Here is a 19314-nt window from a genome sequence, read left to right as displayed (position 1 = left end):
TTATACCACCCTTTGACCAACAATTCGAAGGGGAAGCCTCCGCCACTGCCGGTCCGCCCATTCGGTTTGTCCAGCAATGGTCTTGCCGTTATATTCGTTGAACTTCATAGTAGGCCGATTTATATGGGCACAGATCTTCAGAACCTTCGGGTGACGGCTGTGAATAAATTGATGACTTGCGACTGATCAACAATCGGACTGTCCTTTAGATTCGAGGGTAAGAAAACAATACTGCTACCAAGAATGATTTGCCAATTCTTATAAAGTTCGCGAAACAGGGTAACTCCTAATTCGAGATTCACTGCATCACCGGGATGATAAGCAGGGCGGTCCGCACGGATTTGAACCGCAGACACTCCGTATTCGTAATCGGCCAGTTCATCGGTAAGCCAGTTCATTGAAATTTTCGGTGAAATCGTCAGCAAGTTTAGCTGAAAGGCCTTTTTCAAACCTAAACGACCTATTCCCCCGCCAGTTCGGCCAAGGATATCATGCTCGTAACCGGCAGAAAGGTTGAACCCCTCGGGCAATTCATACTGCAATGCCAGCCCTCCCAAAACGGTGTCCTTTCGGTTTCCCATACCCTGGAGGTAGGAGCTGTCTTCCTCGCGATAGACCCCGAATCGGTAACTTGCAGTCGCTGCCAGCGCGAAATCACTCCACTCCAGAAGTCCACAATTAACAGTCAAACCAAAAACCTGTATTCGGTCACCGATATAACTGATCGCCGGAACGGGCTGAACATTCCAGCTTTTGGCCTCACGGTATGGACTCGTGTTTGAGATAACACCTGCTCCCAAGCTAAGGATGCCTGAGCTTCCAAATACAGACTGCAGTTTGACATCGATCGTTTTAGCTTCGCCCGCTTCGAGCTTGAACGCGGCGTTGGTGAATGTGGGCGGCCCCTGTGGCCAGTAGCGATTTGAAAAACCAAGGGGCTCACTCGGGATGCCTATGAAGTTCTCGTCCAGGCGGCCATTGCCATTTTCATCGTGGTAAACGACTAGCAGGCTGTTGAAAAACTATTTGCCCAAGCCCTTGATTTTGCTGGCCTTCATATCTTGATTTTGTTATAATTTTGCGCATAAACGTCTGATATTGCAGGAGAAAACGTTATGCGCGGAGAAGACCAGAATCAACAGGCCATGTTCAGTTATGTTTCACCGGAAGCTCGGGTTCCCAAGGATCACCCCTTGCGTCCGATTCGGATCATGGTCGACAGCGCCTTCAATGATCTGGCTCCCTTGTTTCGGGAGATGTATTCGCATACCGGCCGGCCGTCAATTCCGCCGGAGCAGCTCTTGCGAGCCTCTTTACTGCAAGTGCTCTACTCCATTCGTAGCGAGCGGATGCTGGTTGAGCAACTGGATTACAACCTGTTGTTTCGTTGGTTCGTCGGGCTGTCCATGGACGACAAGGTCTGGAATCATTCCACCTTCTCCAAGAACCGGGAGCGCCTGATGCAATTCGAGGTTGCGACGGCGTTTTTCCAGGCGACCAAGGGACTTGCCGAGCGGGCCGGACTGATGTCGAAAGACCACTTTACCGTAGATGGAACCCTGATCGAAGCCTGGGCCTCGATGAAAAGTTTCCGCCCCAAGGATGATCAGGATCAAGACCCGCCAGCAACGGGCGGCCGCAACCCTGATGTTGATTTCAAAGGACAAAAGCGCAAGAACGACACGCATCAGTCGATCACCGATCCGGATGCCCGACTCCTCAAAAAGGGCAAAGGAAAGGAATCGAAACTCTGCTACATGGGTCATGCCCTGATGGAAAACCGCAACGGCATGGTGGTCGACAGCCGCCTGACTCTGGCCAATGGCACCGCCGAATGGGATGCCGCCCTGGAGATGGTTGAAAATCTGCCGGGCACAAATCGGGTCACGGTCGGCGCAGACAAGGGCTACGATGTTCCGGTCTTCGTCGATGGTTTACGGGAACGGTTGGCAACGCCGCATGTGGCTCGGAAAGACAAGGGCACTGCGATTGATGAACGAACCACCCGTCATGAAGGCTACCGGGTCAGCCAGAGAATCCGCAAGCGGGTTGAAGAAATCTTCGGCTGGCTCAAAACTGTCGGCTGTCTGCGCAAGACGCGACATCGAGGGCTTGACCTGGTCGGTTGGATATTCGAATTCGCCATGAGCGCTTATAATTTGACCCGAATGCGTAACTTGATTTGGTCAACATAGGCAAAAAGGGCAAAGACTGCCGATTGATGGCAGAAAAACGGCCTTAACGGGCCACTAAACAAGGAGAATTGGCAAGAAACCAACGAAACACAGATTGTCAAAGATCAAAAAAATGATTTCGGGAGGGAACAGGTCGCCTCCCAGTTGGTTTTTCAACGACCTGCTAGATCACTATGCTTGGGCTTATACTGAGGATTCTTGAGCACCTGCTTGTGGAGATGAATGTCTAGTTTGCGAGTAGGTATAGAGTCCATAAATGACTTAATGTCACTTTTCCCCCATGATTCAATATCAGAATTCGGGATTTTATGCTTACTCATCACTATATATAAAGGTTCTGTGATGTCAGCCATGGATAATGCATGCATCCAATCTTCCCACTTTCCCTTTTCAAGATCTCCTTTTTTTCATGAATCGAACGTAAATGGTTAGCGAAATTGTTGCGATGCTCAGAGCCTACCCCACCTTGGATTGGAGGAATATCATCCATACCGCATAACATCGCCTCATCAATTTTGTCTGAAAACATAGCAGCAATTGTTTTAAAAATGACCAAGTGGAAGGTGTGCAAAAATTCAGCCCATTTCTTTAACTTGACGATCATACTGAGACAATTTTTTTCTTGGTGAACAAATCGGAAGCCATTTCAAGATCTCGCCAATTTAAAAGAGGGCTAAATTTGTATTAAATACCCTAATTTCTGAGGCACGCACGAGCTATCCGTCTACCTTAACATCGAAATATTTTAGCCTGACGTGGAGTTAAGTGCATACCCCAGAAAAGAAAAAACGTTTGCGATTACCTGTTGCCCCAGAGCCCCCGGCCGGCCCCGCGGGCTGTCGCTTCGGCGGCGAGGAACTCTTTTTTGCGGGCGAAGTCGAAGCGGCGGTAGACCACCGACAGTCCCTCCTCGAGAAGGAGGGAATTGAGAGTGCGTCCGTCGGGGAGGATGACGTAGGCGAGGGTGCGGCCGTGGCGGTCCGTCCTCTCCCTATCGAATTCCAGGGCTACGGTCTTCCCCTTGGCGGCGGCGATGGTGAAACGCAGGGCCTCGGCGGAGATCCGGCGCAGGGCCGCGGTGGATACCCCCTGCTGCTGCAGGTAGCGATCCCGCTCCGAATCCTCCCGCTCGGGGGCGTCGATGCCGAGCAGGCGCACCTTGCCGATTCCGGCGACCTTGATGGTATCGCCGTCGTAGGCCCAAAGGACCTTGCCGGATGTTTCCTGGGCCAATACGCCTGGAACGAAGGGGAAGAGGAGGGCGACGGCGAGAAAAAAGCGAAGGAGGGCGGCTTTCAACCCCGACCCCAGAGGAGACGGGCGAAGAGGCCGGTGAAGAAGCCCCAGACGCAGTTGAAGAGGAAAACGAAGAGAGGAGTCAGGGCGCCGAGGCCAAGGCCGAGGAGGCCGTAAGGGGTCTGACGGGGAAAGACGAGAAGAAGCTGGACCAGGGTGGGGAGGAGGCTGATCCACAGCCCCTTGCGCACCCAGTGACAGCGGGCGTTGCGCCCTCCGACGGTGAGGAAGTAGAGAAGCCCCCAGAGCCCGCCCCAGACGAGGCGCGGATAGAGCCAGGCCGGCGTCAGATCCGGCGCCAGGGCGACCCCCGCCAGGGCGGTGATCCCCAGGTCGCCGGCAAGCCAGAGAGCAAGGCTGTTGGCCAGGGCGCCGATCATGCCGGCACAGAAGCAGACAGCCATCATGACGCTGTTTCGGGACATGCGACCTCCTTGAGGGGCGACCCCGGATTCGATGGAAGGCGAACGCGTGAGATGAGGGTCAGGGGGTGACTTCGTTCATGCTGCCGGTGCGGTATCCCTCGAGGTCGAGAGCGACGTAGGTGAAGCCGGCCCCCTTGAATTCCTCTACCAGGGCGAGGCGCAGGGTGTCGTCGAGGAGGCGGGGGATCTCGCCGGGAGCCAGCTCGATGCGGGCCGTTTCCCCATGGTAGCGCACCCGGTAGTTGTGAAAGCGGTGCCGGCGCAGAAAGGTTTCGCAGCGCCCCACCTGCACCAGGCGCTCCGGGGTGATCTCGGTGCCGTAGGGGAAGCGGGAGGAGAGGCAGGCAAAGGGTTGCTTGTCCCAGGTCGGCAGGTTCAGCTCCCGGGAAAGCTGGCGGATTTCCTCCTTGGTGAGCCCGGCTTCCAGCAGCGGCGAACGGACCTCCAGTTCTTCGGCGGCCTCCCGTCCCGGTCGAAAGTCCTTGAGATCGTCCAGGTTGGAGCCGTCGAGAATCGCCCTGTAGCCGAGCTCCCGGGCCTTGTCGCGACAGAGGGTGAAGAGTTCCTTCTTGCAGTGGTAGCAGCGGCGGCGGTCGTTCCGGGCGAAGCCGGGGATGTCCAGTTCGTTGCTCTCGATCACCACCTGACGCACGCCGAAGGCGGCGGCCAGGGCGCGGCTTTCCTCGAACTCATGCTCGGGATAGGTCGGCGAGGTGGCGGTGAGGGCCACCACCTTCTCCGGACCGAGGACGTTCACGGCGACCCGCAGCAGAAAGGTGGAGTCGACGCCGCCGGAGAAGGCGATCACCGCCGACTCCATCTCCTTCAGGAGGGTCTGCAGCCGTTCGTATTTGCGGGCGACGGTCATGGGGCGGGTGTCCTTGCTGGCCAGGTCGGGTTGGAGGGAACGGGACGACGGCCGAATACTTTACCTTCCTGCAGGCGGCGCTGCGACCTCAGTCGAAGATCCCTGTCGAAAGGTAGCGTTCGCCGGTATCGCAGAGCATGGTGACAACGTTCTTGCCGGGGCCGAGCTTCCTGGCCACCTGGAGGGCGGCAAAGATGTTGGCGCCGGAGGAGATGCCGGAGAAGATCCCCTCCTCGCGGGCCAGGCGGCGTGCGGTGTTCAGGGCATCGTCGTTGCTGACGGTGATCACCTCATTATAGACGGCGGTGTCGAGAACATCGGGGATGAATCCGGCGCCGATCCCCTGGATCTTGTGCGGCCCCGGTTCGCCGCCGGAGAGGACCGGCGAGTCCGCCGGTTCGACGGCGACGATGTGGATCTTCGGGTTGTGACGGCGCAGGACGTGGCCGACCCCGGTGATCGTTCCGCCGGTGCCGACGCCGGCGACGAAGGCGTCGATCTTGCCGTCGAGGGCCCGGAGGATCTCCGGTCCGGTCGTTTCCTCGTGGATCCGGGGATTGGCCGGATTCTTGAACTGCTGCGGCAAGAAGCACTTTTTGGCGGTGGCGATCTCTTCGGCCTTTTCGATGGCGCCGCGCATCCCCTGGGCTCCGGGAGTCAGGACGAGTTCTGCGCCGTAGGCGCCGAGGAGCCGCCGCCTCTCGAGGCTCATGGTGTCGGGCATGGTCAGGATCAGTTTGTACCCCTTGACCGCGCAGACGAGGGAGAGGCCGATGCCGGTGTTGCCGCTGGTCGGTTCGACGATGGTGTCCCCGGGCCTGATGCAGCCGTCCTTTTCCGCCTGCTCGACCATGGCCAGGGCGATACGGTCCTTGACGCTTCCGCCGGGGTTGGTCCCTTCGAGTTTCCCCCAGACCGTGGCGCCGGCCGGGTCGGAGAGACGGGTCAGGCCGACCAGCGGGGTGTTGCCGATCTGGCCGAGGGGATTGGTGCTGATGACATTCGGCATGAACGTCCTCCTGTGGAATGTTTGCCGGGGGGCCCGGTCGTCAGATGAAGTACATGAATCGGTGGTCGAGTTCCTTCTCCAGCCCGAGTTTTTTCCCCTCTTCGCAGAGATCCTGGAGGGTGACCGAGTCGAAGTAGTCGTTGAGTCGCCGGCTCGCCTCGCTCCAGACCCGCTGAGTGACGCAGTGGGAGTCGAACTCGCAGGATTTTTTGTCCTTCTTGCTTTCACTGGCGCAGTCGACCAGGGCCATCTCCCCTTCGGCGGCGAGGATGATCTCCCGGACGGTGATCTCCTCGGCTTTTCGGGACAGGGAGTACCCCCCCTGGGGGCCGCGCTTGCTTTTGAGCAATCCCCCCTTTTTCAGGTCCTGGAAGATCTGTTCGAGGTAGCGGGGGGAGATGGCCTGGCGACGGGAGATGTCCTTGATCTGCACCGGCAGGTTTCCCGAGTGATAGGCCATGTCGAAGAGGGCCCGCAGGCCGTAGCGACTCTTTGTCGAGAGTTTCATGTTGGTATTATCCTCCAAGCTGTTGTTGTTAAAGTATTAATAAAGTCCATCAATTCTGTCAAGAATTAATTCATCCCTCCCCTTGAGAATGGGTCTTTTTCTGCTTTACTTAGATCCCAATCTTTGCCAAGCCGGGAGTCTGATGATGGTCGAATGTCTCAGGAAGCTCGACAGGGAGCGCCTCCATACCGGGGGCGCCTGGATGACCTATACCACCCCCGACGGCGACTGGGGGGTGTCGCCGGTCGGCTGGCTCGGCATCGTCTGTTCCCTGCCGCCATTGATCTCCTTTCGGCTGCAAAGCCGGCAATACGGGGAGGGAGAGCTCTGTCCCGGCAGTTCCTTCGAGATCCATCTCGCCCCTTTTTCCGACCCTGCGGATCCTAACGCCTCGGAGAAGGGGGGACTCGGCGTCGAAAGGGGGGCGAAGTTCCCCCCGGCCGCCTGTCCGGTGCGCATCGAGTGTCGCAATGCCTCCTTCGACGGGGACGACCGGCTGGGGATGGTGAGCGGCGAAGTACTCACGATCCATATCGGCGGGGTCAGCTATGGCCTCGCCGAGGAGAATCCTTTCGAGCCGATCCGCTCCTTTGCCCGGACATGGAAACGGCACCTTCAGCCCGCCGATTCCAGCGCCGGAGAGGGTCTTGACATGGCCGGGTTAGGGTGTAAATAATTGAATTGCAGAGTAAAGTTGTTTGGCGAAAGACGGGTCCGAAAACCCAAGGAGGTGACGTTTATGCTACCGATACGCTGGGATCCTCTCAGGGATCTGGGCAGCCCGCTTGGAACCCTGCACAGGGAAATGGATGAGCTGTTCCGCCGTACCTTCGGAACGGCCCTTGAGCCGGCGACAGAAGGGGAGCTCCTGATGGCGCCGCAGGTCAACTGTTTTACCAAGGACCAGACCTTTTACGTCGAAGCCGAGATTCCCGGTGTCGAGAAGAAGGATCTGGACATCAACGTCGAGGGGAGAGTGCTGACGCTCCGCGGCGAGCGCAAGATCAGCAAGGAAACGAAAAAAGAGGAATATCTGCTCCGCGAATTGCAGAGCGGCTCCTTCCTGCGGCGGCTGACTCTGCCTGACGGGGTCGATACGGAGAAGATCCGTGCGACCTACAAGAACGGAGTCCTCGAAATCACCATGCCGATGGCCAAAACCCTCGGCGGCCGCAAGGTTCTCATCGAGGGGGCCGAGGAAGGAACGAAGAAGATTCACTAAATGCTTAGATTAACAAACCAAAGACGACCGGACCCGTCTTGTCGCAGTCGGTTTTTACAGACGCCCCTGAGGCGTCTGTTTTTGTTGGGATGCTTGCGTTTTTTTTCTCAGGGGATAAAAGTTCTGTAGGGTTTCTTTTTTTCCCGACAGAGAAAAAAGTGAGGAAGGCATGACAAGAATGACAATTGACTCCAAGGCCGTCGTGCTCGTCGGCCTCCTGCTGGCGGGGCTGACGGCTGCCTGCGGCGGAGGGTCGGGGAACGTGGTGCCCACGCCCCCGGTGGTGACGGCGACCAGTCCGGCGGAGGGATCGGCGCCGGTGGCGGCGACCGTGGCGATCGAGGCGTTTTTTGATCGGAGGATCAATCCGCAGACGGTCCATAACGGCACCTTTGTGGTCCGCGCCGGGGGGGTCGGAATCCCCGGACAGGTCCTCCTCGATCCCCTCGGAACACGGGTGACCTTTATCCCTTCGAACCCGCTCCCTCCCGGCACCACAATCAGCGCCACCCTGACCACGGCCATTGCCGCCCAGGACGGGGGGACGCTGGCGGCCGACCACGACTGGACCTTCTTTACGGAGACCCTTTCCTGGGGTGCCGGAGCCCGCCAGTTCGGCACCGCCGCTTTTGATGCCGTTCGGGGAACGGCGATGGATGGGGTCGGCAACCTCTATCTCGTCGGCGAAACCGGTGGCGCCCTCACCGCCGACCCCGGGAACGGCGGCGCGGATATCTTCCTGGCCAAGTACGACGCGACCGGAACCCGGCAGTGGCTACGGCAACTGGGGACCGTCGCCGACGATTTCGGCTATGCCGTGGCCGTGGACGGCGGGGGGAGCGTCTATCTGGCCGGAGGGACCGGCGGGGCGCTGACCGCTTCCCCGTCGCAGGGGGGGACGGATATCTTTGTCGCCAAGTACGACGGCGGCGGAACCCGGCAGTGGCTCCGGCAGTTCGGCAGCGCCGGAGAGGATGCCGCCTACGGACTGGCCGTCGACGGTCTCGGCAACCTTCTGGTGGCGGGGGGAGCTTCCGGAGTCCTCGGCAGCGACCCCTTTGTCGGGGGGACGGATCTGTTCGTCGCCAAGTATGACAGTCTCGGAACCCAGGCGTGGCTGCGCCAGGGAGGGACTCTTTCCGCGGATCTGGCCTACGGCGTGGCCGCCGACGGAAGCGGCAACGTCTATGCCGTCGGGGCGACCCAGGGGGGCCTCGACGGCAACGCCGGAGCCGGCAGCGACGACCTCTTTCTCCTCAAATACGACGGTGCTGGAATCCGGCTGTGGACCCGGCAGCTCGGGACCGTCTCTTCCGATGTCGCCTATGGCGTGGCCCTGGACCATGCCGGGAGCGTCTACGTTGCCGGCGCCACCTCAGGAGCCCTCGACGGCAATCTTCGGCAGGGAGGGGAGGATGCCTTTCTCCTCAAGTACGACGGAAGCGGCGGACTGCTGTGGAGCCGTCAGTTCGGGACAGTTTCCGCCGATGCCGCCCGGAGTGTGGCCTGCGACCCCCACGGCCAGATCTCTGTGGCAGGGGATACCTTCGGCAGTCTCGGGGAACTCAACGCCAGCGCCGGGAATTCGGATCTCTTTGTCGTCCGCTACGATGGGGAGGGGAGTCGCCGCTGGGCCCGGCAGATCGGCACGGGCGGCGCCGACCGGGGGTACGGGGTGGAAACGGATGGGGGGGAGAACGCCTTCGTCGCCGGAATGGTCAGTGGCGCCCTCGATGCCAATCCCTGGGCCGGAGGAGAGGATGCCGTGCTCGTCAAGTACGACGCATCCGGCAACCGTCAGTGATTCCTGAGGCGGGTGCCGTCGCTGCCGAGGTCGACGAGCTTTTCCCGGTAAAGGGCGCCGAGGGCCTTTTTGAAGGTCTTCTTGCTCATCCCCAACCGGCTGCGGATCTCTTCGGGGGAACTGCCGTCGTGCAGGGGGAGAAAGCCGCTCTTTTTTAGAGCCGCCAGGATCGCTTCCCGGGCCTCGGAGGTGACTTCGGCGCCGCTTCGGCGCAGGGTGACATCGATCTTGTTGTCGGCGCGTATTTTTTTCACATACCCTGTGCGCCGCTCGCCGACGGTCGCTCCCGGCCAGAGTTCGTCCCTGTAGAGCAATCCGTCGTAGAGATCGTTGATGATCATCTTGGCGCCGAGGTCGGTCATGCAACGGACCTGGAGCGCTACCTCTTCCCCTTCTTCGAGGCGGATCTCCTCCGATTCGAGACAGCGGTCGATGCGGGCGGTGCCGACGACCCGACCTTCGTTGTCGAGGCCGATCTTGACCAGGTATTTGCGCCCCGCCACCATCTTCTCCGGCTGCTCGGCGAGGGGGACGAGCAGATCCTTGGCCAGCCCCCAGTCGAGAAAAGCGCCGAAGGGTGCCGTCTCCCGGACTTCCAGAAAGGCAAATTCCCCGACCTGGGCCTTCGGCGTGCGGAGCGTCGCTTCGAGGGGGCCGGCGCCGCGGCGGTAGACGAAGGCGGTGAGGCGGTCCCCCTCGGCGATCCCTTCGGGCAACTCGGTGCGGGGGAGGATGACCTCTTCGGAGCCGCCCTGCAGGTGGGCGCCGGAGCGGTCGATGGAGGAGACGGTCAGGGTATTGAAGCGGCCGAGTTCGAGCATGGGTTCTCACAGGGTAAAGGAGGAAGGGGGCCGCGGCGGGGTCGCGGCGGGGATGAACACCATAGCAGATTCTGCTTCTTTTCTCCAAAGTCTTCGACGGCGCTCCGGACAAAAAGCACCTCCTCAGCCAGAGAGCTGTTGACTTGCGCTCAATGATTTGTTATTAGTACGACCCCGTCAGTAAAGACAGGCTCCTAAGCGGGAATAACTCAGTGGTAGAGTGCGACCTTGCCAAGGTCGAAGTCGCGGGTTCGAATCCCGTTTCCCGCTCCAAAAATATTCAACTATTTTCAAATGGTTGACGGTAAAATGCCTCGGCTTTCGCATGTTCTTTCGCATGCAGCCGGGGCATTTCTGTTTTACTGTCGGATTGAAATCTTTTCCGTAAATAACCTTGATGCACTCTGCAGATTGTGGGGGTATTTAACCCTGCCGTCTTTAAGCAATTAATTTCACAGGGACCCTTTCTGAATCAGTCAGCTCCGGCATCTACCGGAATCTGGATCTCATTTCGGCGCATGAACCACGGTGTAAAAGGAGGGTTATAACGTGCCCAGACCGGTTCACCGGTAACAGTAAAGCGGTTATCCTTGATCCATTTTTCCAGTTTTTCTTTGTAGAGCTGATATTTTTTCTCACTCCAGAAACCGGAATAGCGCACAGTTGCAACCTGGCGAGCAGGAACCTGTCGGAGCTTGATGTCTGGATCATCAGGAACCGGCAGAGTTTCCAGGGTGTATGATGGCGGCATCATGAAACTTACAGCCCACTTCCCTTGTACTCTCTGCTGACTGACCGGCGCGGTCATGGATATTTTCTCTCCCAGTTGCTCCTGAGAAACAGGAGCCGTCATGGCAATCTTACCGCGTGATCTGTTGTCACCGGAGATGTAACGAAACAGCGGTCTGAAGGCCTTGCTACCCGCATCTTCCAACTCTCCCTCCACAATGATTTCGGCCAGGATCTGGGGCGGGTATTCGCGCAATTCGAAGATATGGTCTGTTTTCAGAACAGTGTAGGGGGCTTCTTCTGTTGCCATGGCGTGCACCACTCCTGCGAATATGAATAAGGCTACCGTTGCGATCAATCTGAACCGGTTTTCCGCTGTCGATATGGTCATCGTTCGGCTCCTTCTTATATAAATTTAGTTCCGGCATGGACGGCACACCGAGGGTTGCGGACATTGTCATGACAGAAACCGGACAGCTTGAGCAGTTGTTCGCTGCGGTTCATGGCGAGCAGTGATTTGGCGGCGGTCCTCCGGAAGGAAATTATTTCTCGTTTGGACAGGCAGCACAAACCAAAAGGCATTGCGTTTCGCCTCCTCGTATATTTTGATAATACTATAGCAGTAACGTCGGCAAAAGATTGATAGTCAAGATATTAGTAGTAATATCATTGCTGTACACTGAATCACCCACGCCACCTGGTTCAAGGTGACAGAGCTCCGGCCACTTATCTGGCCCAAGGGATCGTACGATTATGCACGTAAAAGCCCACTTGGCCGGAGATGCCATTGGAAACCATGAACTTAACTTTAAATTCATCGTTCTCAGCATTGCACTGCTCGCGATCACCTGTGTTTTCTGGTCTTCGAATGTAGAAGCGGCTGAGCTGATAATCAGAGTTGATACCCCGCCGAAGAATGGGGCGGTGATTGCGATGTTGTTCAACTCCAGCAGTACGTTTGTCGACCTTCGTGATCCATTTAAGATCATCACTCTTTCGTCCGGGGGAGCTACCCCCGGACGAATTACGGGTCTGGCAGCAGGCGAATATGCGCTAGCAGGTCGTTGAAAAACCAACTGGGAGGCGACCTGTTCCCTCCCGAAATCATTTTTTTGATCTTTGACAATCTGTGTTTCGTTGGTTTCTTGCCAATTCTCCTTGTTTAGTGGCCCGTTAAGGCCGTTTTTCTGCCATCAATCGGCAGTCTTTGCCCTTTTTGCCTATGTTGACCAAATCAAGTTACGCATTCGGGTCAAATTATAAGCGCTCATGGCGAATTCGAATATCCAACCGACCAGGTCAAGCCCTCGATGTCGCGTCTTGCGCAGACAGCCGACAGTTTTGAGCCAGCCGAAGATTTCTTCAACCCGCTTGCGGATTCTCTGGCTGACCCGGTAGCCTTCATGACGGGTGGTTCGTTCATCAATCGCAGTGCCCTTGTCTTTCCGAGCCACATGCGGCGTTGCCAACCGTTCCCGTAAACCATCGACGAAGACCGGAACATCGTAGCCCTTGTCTGCGCCGACCGTGACCCGATTTGTGCCCGGCAGATTTTCAACCATCTCCAGGGCGGCATCCCATTCGGCGGTGCCATTGGCCAGAGTCAGGCGGCTGTCGACCACCATGCCGTTGCGGTTTTCCATCAGGGCATGACCCATGTAGCAGAGTTTCGATTCCTTTCCTTTGCCCTTTTTGAGGAGTCGGGCATCCGGATCGGTGATCGACTGATGCGTGTCGTTCTTGCGCTTTTGTCCTTTGAAATCAACATCAGGGTTGCGGCCGCCCGTTGCTGGCGGGTCTTGATCCTGATCATCCTTGGGGCGGAAACTTTTCATCGAGGCCCAGGCTTCGATCAGGGTTCCATCTACGGTAAAGTGGTCTTTCGACATCAGTCCGGCCCGCTCGGCAAGTCCCTTGGTCGCCTGGAAAAACGCCGTCGCAACCTCGAATTGCATCAGGCGCTCCCGGTTCTTGGAGAAGGTGGAATGATTCCAGACCTTGTCGTCCATGGACAGCCCGACGAACCAACGAAACAACAGGTTGTAATCCAGTTGCTCAACCAGCATCCGCTCGCTACGAATGGAGTAGAGCACTTGCAGTAAAGAGGCTCGCAAGAGCTGCTCCGGCGGAATTGACGGCCGGCCGGTATGCGAATACATCTCCCGAAACAAGGGAGCCAGATCATTGAAGGCGCTGTCGACCATGATCCGAATCGGACGCAAGGGGTGATCCTTGGGAACCCGAGCTTCCGGTGAAACATAACTGAACATGGCCTGTTGATTCTGGTCTTCTCCGCGCATAACGTTTTCTCCTGCAATATCAGACGTTTATGCGCAAAATTATAACAAAATCAAGATATGAAGGCCAGCAAAATCAAGGGCTTGGGCAAATAGTTTTTCAACAGCCTGCTAGAAGATTGGGCTGGTTTAGTCCCGGCCACGTGCTACGCGGATATCGTAGTGGGTAAAACACTTCGCCGATTTGGCATGTCGTGGCAATTACAAGCACCACGCAAGAATCGAGACAAGTATTTATGACATGTTTCAATCCGTCTAAAAGAAGCCATAACAAACGCATGTTGTCGGACTGTTTTTCCGCTGCGCTCCAAAACAGCCGCAAATGAGGGCGTTGGGCGTCAAGGAGTCCGGAGCGCCCGCTTTCGACCCTTTGAAGACGTTCCGGAGGTCTGCAATCAGGAATTGCTTCAAGCTCACCATAAGGCTGCGAGGAGCCTGCACGCCCAGCTTCTCGCCGACGGATATGGCAATAATCCAGAGCTACAAGCATTGGGAAGCTAATGGCCCCGGCTAAGAAAACATCGAAGCCGAAAGCGCCTCGCGGCGGTAGCGCGAAACGTGCGCCCGCGACGCTGCGGTCGACGAGCGGCGCCGGGTTCGAGTTTGAGGACCTGATAAGCGCCTGGCAGTTGGTGAAGGCCCTGTCAGGTGAGCAGGCACCGGGTATCGGCGGCGTGATCACGCAGGTCCAAGCCCAAGTCTCGACGTTGGGCTGGCGTATTGACGACCTGCTGCTGACGGTCCAGGCGACCGGCGTGCCGCGACGGCTGGCGATCTCGGCGAAGGGCAATTTGCAGGTGACCGGGGCGGGCCTCCCCGCTGACTTCGTGACGTGCGCTTGGGAACTGTGGCGTGACCCGCAGGGGCCGTTCAACCGCGCGGCCGACGGGCTGGCCTTGGTCACGCTCGGCACGCATCAAGCGTTCGAACCTGCGTGGCGCGAGGTGAAGAGCGCGTGCAGTGGCCCGGATACCGCGCTCGCGATGAGTCGCATCCGCAGCAATATGAGGCAGTCGCGCGTCTTCGCCAGCGTCCAGAAGCCCGGCGGCGCGTCAGACGAGGAAACCATCGGGCTCATTCGCTGCCTGCACGTGCTGCCGACCGACTTGCAGTTCGCGCACTCCGAGAATGAGACCCAATCTATCGCGCAATGCCGTCGCTTGCTCGCGTCTGGCCGTGAAGACGAAGCGCAGGCGCTCTGGAAACGGCTCATCAACGTCGCAAAAGAGGTGCGCCTTCGTAGCGGGACCATCACCGTCCCCGATCTGTTGTCCTTGCTCCGGGGCCAGTTCGGCCTCCGCCATCACCCTGACTTTGAGCGTGATTGGGAGACGCTCTCCAACATCACCACGGACTACAAGGCGCGGATAGAGACGGAGCTGCCCTCAGGCTATGCCGTGCCCCGTACGGCGGAGAAAGCGTCGCTCCAGGTAGCGATCGTCGACCACCCGGTCGCGGTGGTCTTCGGGGAGTCGGGCTCGGGTAAGTCGGCGCTGGTCAAGTCGGTGTTGGACGGCTCGTACCCAACTTGGAACCAGGTGTGGCTCGGTTCGGAAGATTTGAAGACGGCGCTCAGCGCGGCGCGGCGCAGCGACCTTCCCCTGACGCACGAACTTTCGCTGGTGCTGAAGGCCACGGTGAAACCGCAGAACGTGCTGGTCATCGACTCGATGGAGCGCATCGAGGCCGGCGAGTTCGTCGTCATCCGCCAACTGCTTCAAGCCATCCGCCTGAATGACGGCGAAGAGAACCAGGGTGCGTGGCGGGTGGTCATCGTCACGCAAACGCAGAGTTGGGTAGAAGGCGAAGAGATGCTACTCGGCGGGCGGAAAGCGCATCTCGTCGAGGTCGAAACGCTCAAGCCCTATGCAGTGAAGCTCGCGCTTCTGCCTTCGCCCACCTTGGGCTGGTTGGCCGCGCATGACGACACCATCGCGGCGCTGACGAACCTGCGGACACTGGCGTGGGTCATCAAGGCGGGTCCGGCGCTCGGGCCGAACGCCGGCGGACTGACCTCTCACACCGCCATCGCCGACCGCCTCTGGAAGTATTGGACCAAAGACCGCGCCGACGTGCAGGCGTTGATAATGCGCCTCGCCCAGCGAGAAGGATCGTTCGAGCGCAGCTTCGCGCTAACCGACTTGGAGCCGGCGGACACGGCGACGTTCACGCAGCGGCCCGAGGAGCTTCCGCTGCGCCTGAACGAGCGGACTAACCGCATCGAGTTCGAGCACGACCTCGCGGCGGATTGGGCGCGCTTTCAGTTCCTGAAGCAGATTTGGACCGACATGCCGCAGTGGGCTGTCCTGGCCGGCAATCCGCTCTGGACGAACGCGCTCCGGATGTTGGGCCAGTTTCTGCTGCGACAGCCGGCCGAGACTGGCACGGCCTGGGACGTCGCCTTCGGGGCCGCCGAGGCTGCGAAGAACGAGCTGGCGGGCGATATCCTACTTGATGCGCTCTGCTTGGACCCCGACGCCGAACGCTTCCTGATTGAACGCGTCGAACTCCTGCTCGACAACGGCGCGAAACACTTCACGCGGCTGCTGCTGCGCTTCCACCACATCGCGACGGTACCAACCGGCGGCGGAATGGGACTGAGCGCGGCGGTTGGCTTGTATATGGAGGTGCGGTACCGCTCGATTGTCTTTGGCCGGTGGCCGCCCGTTCTCCGCTTTCTCATCGCTCAGCGGGAGCGACTAGCTGGGCTGGTTTCGGCCGCTCTCGCGAAGGTCATCGAGACTTGGCTCACGAAGACGCCGCGCACGCTGACCAGCGGCAATCCGATGCCTTTTCGCCTGGAAATGGCGGAGATGGCGCTCGCCATGGCTCGGACCGTGCAAGTCGAGAAGGGCCACGGTGTGATGTACCTGACGCGTGAGCCGTTGCTGTACACAGCACCACTGGCTGGCGCGGCCGACCTGCCGACCGAGGTCGGGAACTGGGTGCTCGAACTCGCGGGACGCCGAGAGGTCGACACTGACGTCAAACGGCGCATCGCGGAGGCTCAGCTACAGAAGGCGAAGGCGCACGCCGAGCGTCTGAAGACGGATGCCGAATACAAGGCGCGGCACGGAAAACGGAAGCAGATGCCAGTCTCCCTCGGGTCGTTCCGCGAGCGATTGCCGCCTTGGCCGCTGGGGGCGATGGGCAAGGTCGACAGGGATTTCCTGACCGCCTGCATCAAGGATAACGGCATCCAGTCTCTGATGCGTGCGCAGCCTGGGCTGGCGGCCGAAGTCCTGCTCGCACTCATCATCGAAGACCAGCCGGAACGGGAGTACGGGCCCGCGCGGTTCGAAATTGACCTCGGCCTCGAATACCCCGAGGAAGCGTATCCGACGGCCTTCTGGAAGAGCCCATTCTTCCCCTTCTTCCAGCTGGCCCCGGAACCGGCGCTCACCTCGCTCATCGCGCTGGTGAACTTCTGCACGGAGCGCTGGGTCGCAGAGGTCATGAAGGGCCGCACCGGTGAGGCTCCCGGGGTGACACTGCGTTTCGCGGACGGGTCGGATAAGACGTTCCCCGGCGGGTGGCAGGTTTTCGGCTGGCCGCAGTCCAATGAGATGCGCAACGGAAACCTGTTCTGTGCTCTCGATGCGTTGGAGCGCTGGCTTACGATACGGCTAGACGCGGGTGAGGACATCGCCGCTGATATCGAGAGGATACTCCGGGAGGGAAACTCCGCGGCGCTCGTCAGCGTGCTTCTCAACGTCGCCAAGTATCGGCCGTCGCTGCTGACGGGGCCCCTCGCGGCCCTGATTACGTTCTCGAACCTGTTCTATTGGGACAGCGTTCGCGTGAAGCAGGTTGGCGACAACTTCATCGGATGGAGTTGGCTCCAGGGCGGCCAGGCGATGTTCGACTTCGCGCGTGATTGGACTCTGGCACCCCATCGCCAGCAGAAGTTCCTCGATGTTGTTGTCGACCTCCTGTTGGCCGACGGCGACGTTGCGCGGCGTCTTCAAGCGCTGCTGCCGACGTGGGCGCTGCCTGAAGACCCGAAAGAGGCTTTGGAGTTCAAGCTGCTCTTCGCCGCGCTTGACCGGTCTAACTATCAGACCGTCACCGACCAGGCGACGGGCGCAGAAATACAGGCCTTCGTCTGTCCTAACGAACTGAGCCTTGAGGTGCAGTCGTGGCAGACCGATAGCGCGCATACCCTCGCATACCTTCTTGTGCCGGACCGGTGCGAACAGCGGCTTCTTGGCGGCCAATCGCTTACCGACGATGAGGCCGCGTACCTCTTCAATCTGCTCCAGGAGTGTGAGGCGGGGACAGAAGGTGAGGATGAGGACGCGAAATCAAGATGCCGCTTCGCCGCAGCCGGCACGCTTGTCGCATTGGGGGGCGCTTGGCTCGCCCAGAACTCTGAAGCACAGAAGCACGCGCGCGAAGTGGTGCGCGCTGGTGTGGCGGCGGTCGCGCCAACAGGAGAAAAGATTCGCGGGCAGCGCATGGGGAGCCGCGACGAGCTGAAGTTCGTCGCCTACGCGGTCATGCACCTGTGGCTTGTCGATGAAGATGGCGTTGAGGAATGGGAGACCGCCGTCCTGCGCCTTCTGACGAGCGGCGACTCGCGAGCGGCAGCGGTTGTTGTCGGCGTCGCCTATGCCAATCGTGAGCGGCTTGGCGCTGCGTGGTGGCGGCTGCTCCGCGCCGGGCTCTTCTGGTCGGGCCTCATCATGCTTGCTCCGCACCACGGCGATGGCGACGACGCAGAACGTGCCTGGAAAGTGTGGCTTGCGCGACTACGGCGCTTTCCGCTCCGCGGACCGACCGCGACGCCGGATGACCTCGACTTTAAGCGTGTCGTCGCGGGCCGAGAGCGTTTGGACTTCCAGCGCCGGTTGCGGTTCTACAATGCCGGCGACCAGGCTTGGCGCGGAAAGCCGAAGCGCAAACGGGGAGGCTCGCTAGACGGCCACTTCCTCGAAGTCCTGTTTAACTGGCTCATCGAAGGCGGTGGCACTGGCGACCGCGATCTCGACACGCGCTTGGCGCTGCGCATATGGGATTACGACGCCACGCGCGCCAAGGCGCGCGAGAAGAAGAAGCATGGCGAGTACGACCTGCCGAGCCAGAACCTCGGCTACGACATCCTTCTGAAGCTCGGAGCTCTGTCGATCGCGGCGCCCGCAGGGGAAGAGCGCGCGGTTTGGGAATCTGTTCTCTCCCACGGCCCGGCCGCACACCACGCGCTGCAGCACTTCATTCGCGGGTTGTTCCTGCGTCTCGGGAAAGGTGAGGACCCAGTGGCATTCGAGCGCGTTTGGCGGGCGACCGCGGAGTACGGCCTAGCGGCCGATTGGTCTCAACCCGGCCTCTGGTTTTACGGCGAGCGCTTGATTTGCGACCTGCTCGGCTTCGGCAACGAGGACGCGCTGTCCCGGCTCAACCCGGGCGCGGCTCTGCGGATGAAGGATGTCTACGAACGCTGGTCCTCCGCGCACCTGGCTCACGACGAAGAATGCATCACGCGCTTCTGCAACTTCCTGACAACGAATTTCGGAGCCCCGCTTCGCCTTGACGGGTTTCGCTGGCTCGCAGCCATGCTGAAGGAGCACGAGCCTTCCGGTCGCTGGTACCGCGAAGGTACGGGGGACGCATTGGTCGAGCTCGTAGCGGCGGCGTTGAGCTCCGACGCGCAAGCCCTGTCGCAAGACGCTCAGGCGCGCCAGGCGGTTGTCGAGATAGCCGCTGCACTTGCAGCTATGAATACCCCAACCGCCTTAGCTCTCCAAGAGCGCATTAAGCGGCTGCGATAGCGGTCAAGAACAGGCTTCACGTGGTCGAAATGACGAAAGTTTGTTCGCCTCCCCAATTTCAATGTCTGCAGTTGGCCGAAACCGACCGTGGATAGTCCATCGTGATTTGACGCCCAACCGTCAGTTGAACCGGAGCCGCAACGGCGGCGCTGCGCTTGCCGTCGCGGCCCGGTGGACTGAGTCGTTGAGTGTGTAGATAGATTCCAGTCCTATAAATCACCATCCGCAATACAAAAACGCCCCGCCTGTTTGTAAGGGCTGGGGCGTTCCTATAAGTCGTTCTAAATGGCGGTCCTGCGTTTCCTATGGATTAATAGTACACCCATCCTCATCAAGCAGGGGGCAGAGAGTCGTCTCGATACTTCTGCATTC

General features: G+C 59.3%; 16 protein-coding genes, 1 tRNA gene and 1 pseudogene. 7 read left to right on the top strand and 11 right to left on the bottom strand.

Annotated features, from left to right (window positions below; translation table 11 throughout):
• Positions 1-137: 137 nt before the first annotated feature.
• Complete coding sequence (locus DSOUD_RS03790; RefSeq protein WP_082351057.1) at positions 138-800, bottom strand: MipA/OmpV family protein; 663 nt, start codon at positions 798-800, stop codon at positions 138-140.
• 66 nt (positions 801-866) lie between these two features.
• A pseudogene (locus tag DSOUD_RS19125) lies at positions 867-1010 on the bottom strand (DUF2141 domain-containing protein); the annotation flags it as partial.
• Between the two features lie 105 nt (positions 1011-1115).
• On the opposite strand from DSOUD_RS19125, the gene DSOUD_RS03785 reads away from it, so the two are divergent.
• Entirely contained in the window at positions 1116-2195 is a 1080-nt protein-coding gene (locus DSOUD_RS03785) for an IS5 family transposase (protein ID WP_053549738.1), read from the top strand.
• 322 nt (positions 2196-2517) lie between these two features.
• On the opposite strand, the gene DSOUD_RS03780 is transcribed toward DSOUD_RS03785, so the two are convergent.
• The 6 genes from DSOUD_RS03780 to DSOUD_RS03755 form a co-directional block, all read right to left on the bottom strand.
• Positions 2518-2799, bottom strand: a complete 282-nt coding sequence (locus tag DSOUD_RS03780) for a hypothetical protein (protein ID WP_053549749.1) — start codon at positions 2797-2799, stop codon at positions 2518-2520.
• A gap of 194 nt (positions 2800-2993) precedes the next feature.
• Complete coding sequence (locus DSOUD_RS03775) at positions 2994-3494, bottom strand: thermonuclease family protein (RefSeq protein ID WP_053549748.1); 501 nt, start codon at positions 3492-3494, stop codon at positions 2994-2996.
• On the bottom strand, positions 3491-3916 hold the full coding sequence (locus DSOUD_RS03770; protein WP_053549747.1) for a hypothetical protein: 426 nt from the start codon (positions 3914-3916) through the stop codon (positions 3491-3493). The genes DSOUD_RS03775 and DSOUD_RS03770 overlap by 4 nt, the downstream gene beginning before the upstream one ends.
• A gap of 58 nt (positions 3917-3974) precedes the next feature.
• Positions 3975-4784, bottom strand: coding sequence for an ATP-dependent sacrificial sulfur transferase LarE (larE, locus tag DSOUD_RS03765; protein ID WP_053549746.1), 810 nt, complete (start codon positions 4782-4784; stop codon positions 3975-3977).
• Positions 4785-4872: 88 nt separating this feature from the next.
• Positions 4873-5793, bottom strand: coding sequence for a cysteine synthase A (gene cysK, locus DSOUD_RS03760; protein ID WP_053549745.1), 921 nt, complete (start codon positions 5791-5793; stop codon positions 4873-4875).
• Positions 5794-5833: 40 nt separating this feature from the next.
• On the bottom strand, positions 5834-6301 hold the full coding sequence (locus DSOUD_RS03755) for an RrF2 family transcriptional regulator (protein WP_053549744.1): 468 nt from the start codon (positions 6299-6301) through the stop codon (positions 5834-5836).
• Between the two features lie 142 nt (positions 6302-6443).
• Between DSOUD_RS03755 and DSOUD_RS03750 the strand changes: the two genes are divergently transcribed.
• From DSOUD_RS03750 to DSOUD_RS03740, 3 genes are all read left to right on the top strand, one after another.
• Positions 6444-6977: a hypothetical protein gene (locus tag DSOUD_RS03750; protein ID WP_157671744.1), complete on the top strand. Its 534-nt coding sequence runs from the start codon at positions 6444-6446 to the stop codon at positions 6975-6977.
• Positions 6978-7040: 63 nt separating this feature from the next.
• Entirely contained in the window at positions 7041-7523 is a 483-nt protein-coding gene (locus tag DSOUD_RS03745; RefSeq protein WP_053549742.1) for an Hsp20/alpha crystallin family protein, read from the top strand.
• A 169-nt stretch (positions 7524-7692) separates the two neighbouring features.
• Positions 7693-9327: an SBBP repeat-containing protein gene (locus DSOUD_RS03740; RefSeq protein WP_082351055.1), complete on the top strand. Its 1635-nt coding sequence runs from the start codon at positions 7693-7695 to the stop codon at positions 9325-9327.
• Here DSOUD_RS03740 and DSOUD_RS03735 read toward each other — a convergent pair.
• Positions 9321-10148, bottom strand: coding sequence for a CvfB family protein (locus DSOUD_RS03735; protein ID WP_053549740.1), 828 nt, complete (start codon positions 10146-10148; stop codon positions 9321-9323). The two genes, DSOUD_RS03740 and DSOUD_RS03735, sit on opposite strands and share 7 nt — an antisense overlap.
• A 198-nt stretch (positions 10149-10346) precedes the next feature.
• Between DSOUD_RS03735 and DSOUD_RS03730 the strand changes: the two genes are divergently transcribed.
• Positions 10347-10421, top strand: a tRNA-Gly gene (locus DSOUD_RS03730).
• A gap of 199 nt (positions 10422-10620) precedes the next feature.
• Here the strand turns inward: DSOUD_RS03730 and DSOUD_RS03725 are convergent.
• Positions 10621-11268 (bottom strand): SOUL family heme-binding protein, encoded by a 648-nt coding sequence (locus DSOUD_RS03725; protein WP_232426492.1) that lies wholly within the window; start codon positions 11266-11268, stop codon positions 10621-10623.
• 362 nt (positions 11269-11630) lie between these two features.
• Here DSOUD_RS03725 and DSOUD_RS03720 point away from each other — a divergent pair, with 362 nt between their 5' ends.
• A complete protein-coding gene (locus tag DSOUD_RS03720; protein ID WP_053549739.1) occupies positions 11631-11945 on the top strand; it encodes a hypothetical protein in 315 nt (104 codons plus the stop codon).
• 152 nt (positions 11946-12097) lie between these two features.
• Here the strand turns inward: DSOUD_RS03720 and DSOUD_RS03715 are convergent, their stop codons facing one another.
• The gene (locus DSOUD_RS03715; protein WP_053549738.1) at positions 12098-13177 is read right to left on the bottom strand and encodes an IS5 family transposase; all 1080 of its coding nucleotides are present in this window, start codon (positions 13175-13177) and stop codon (positions 12098-12100) included.
• A gap of 497 nt (positions 13178-13674) precedes the next feature.
• On the opposite strand from DSOUD_RS03715, the gene DSOUD_RS03710 reads away from it, so the two are divergent.
• Positions 13675-18942, top strand: coding sequence for a hypothetical protein (locus tag DSOUD_RS03710; RefSeq protein WP_053549737.1), 5268 nt, complete (start codon positions 13675-13677; stop codon positions 18940-18942).
• The last annotated feature ends 372 nt before the right edge of the window (positions 18943-19314 follow it).

The sequence above is a fragment of the Desulfuromonas soudanensis genome (assembly GCF_001278055.1).
GTDB classification, from domain to species: domain Bacteria; phylum Desulfobacterota; class Desulfuromonadia; order Desulfuromonadales; family WTL; genus Deferrimonas; species Deferrimonas soudanensis.
Note: the sequence above shows the minus strand (reverse complement) of the source record. Positions and strands in the feature narration are given on the sequence as shown.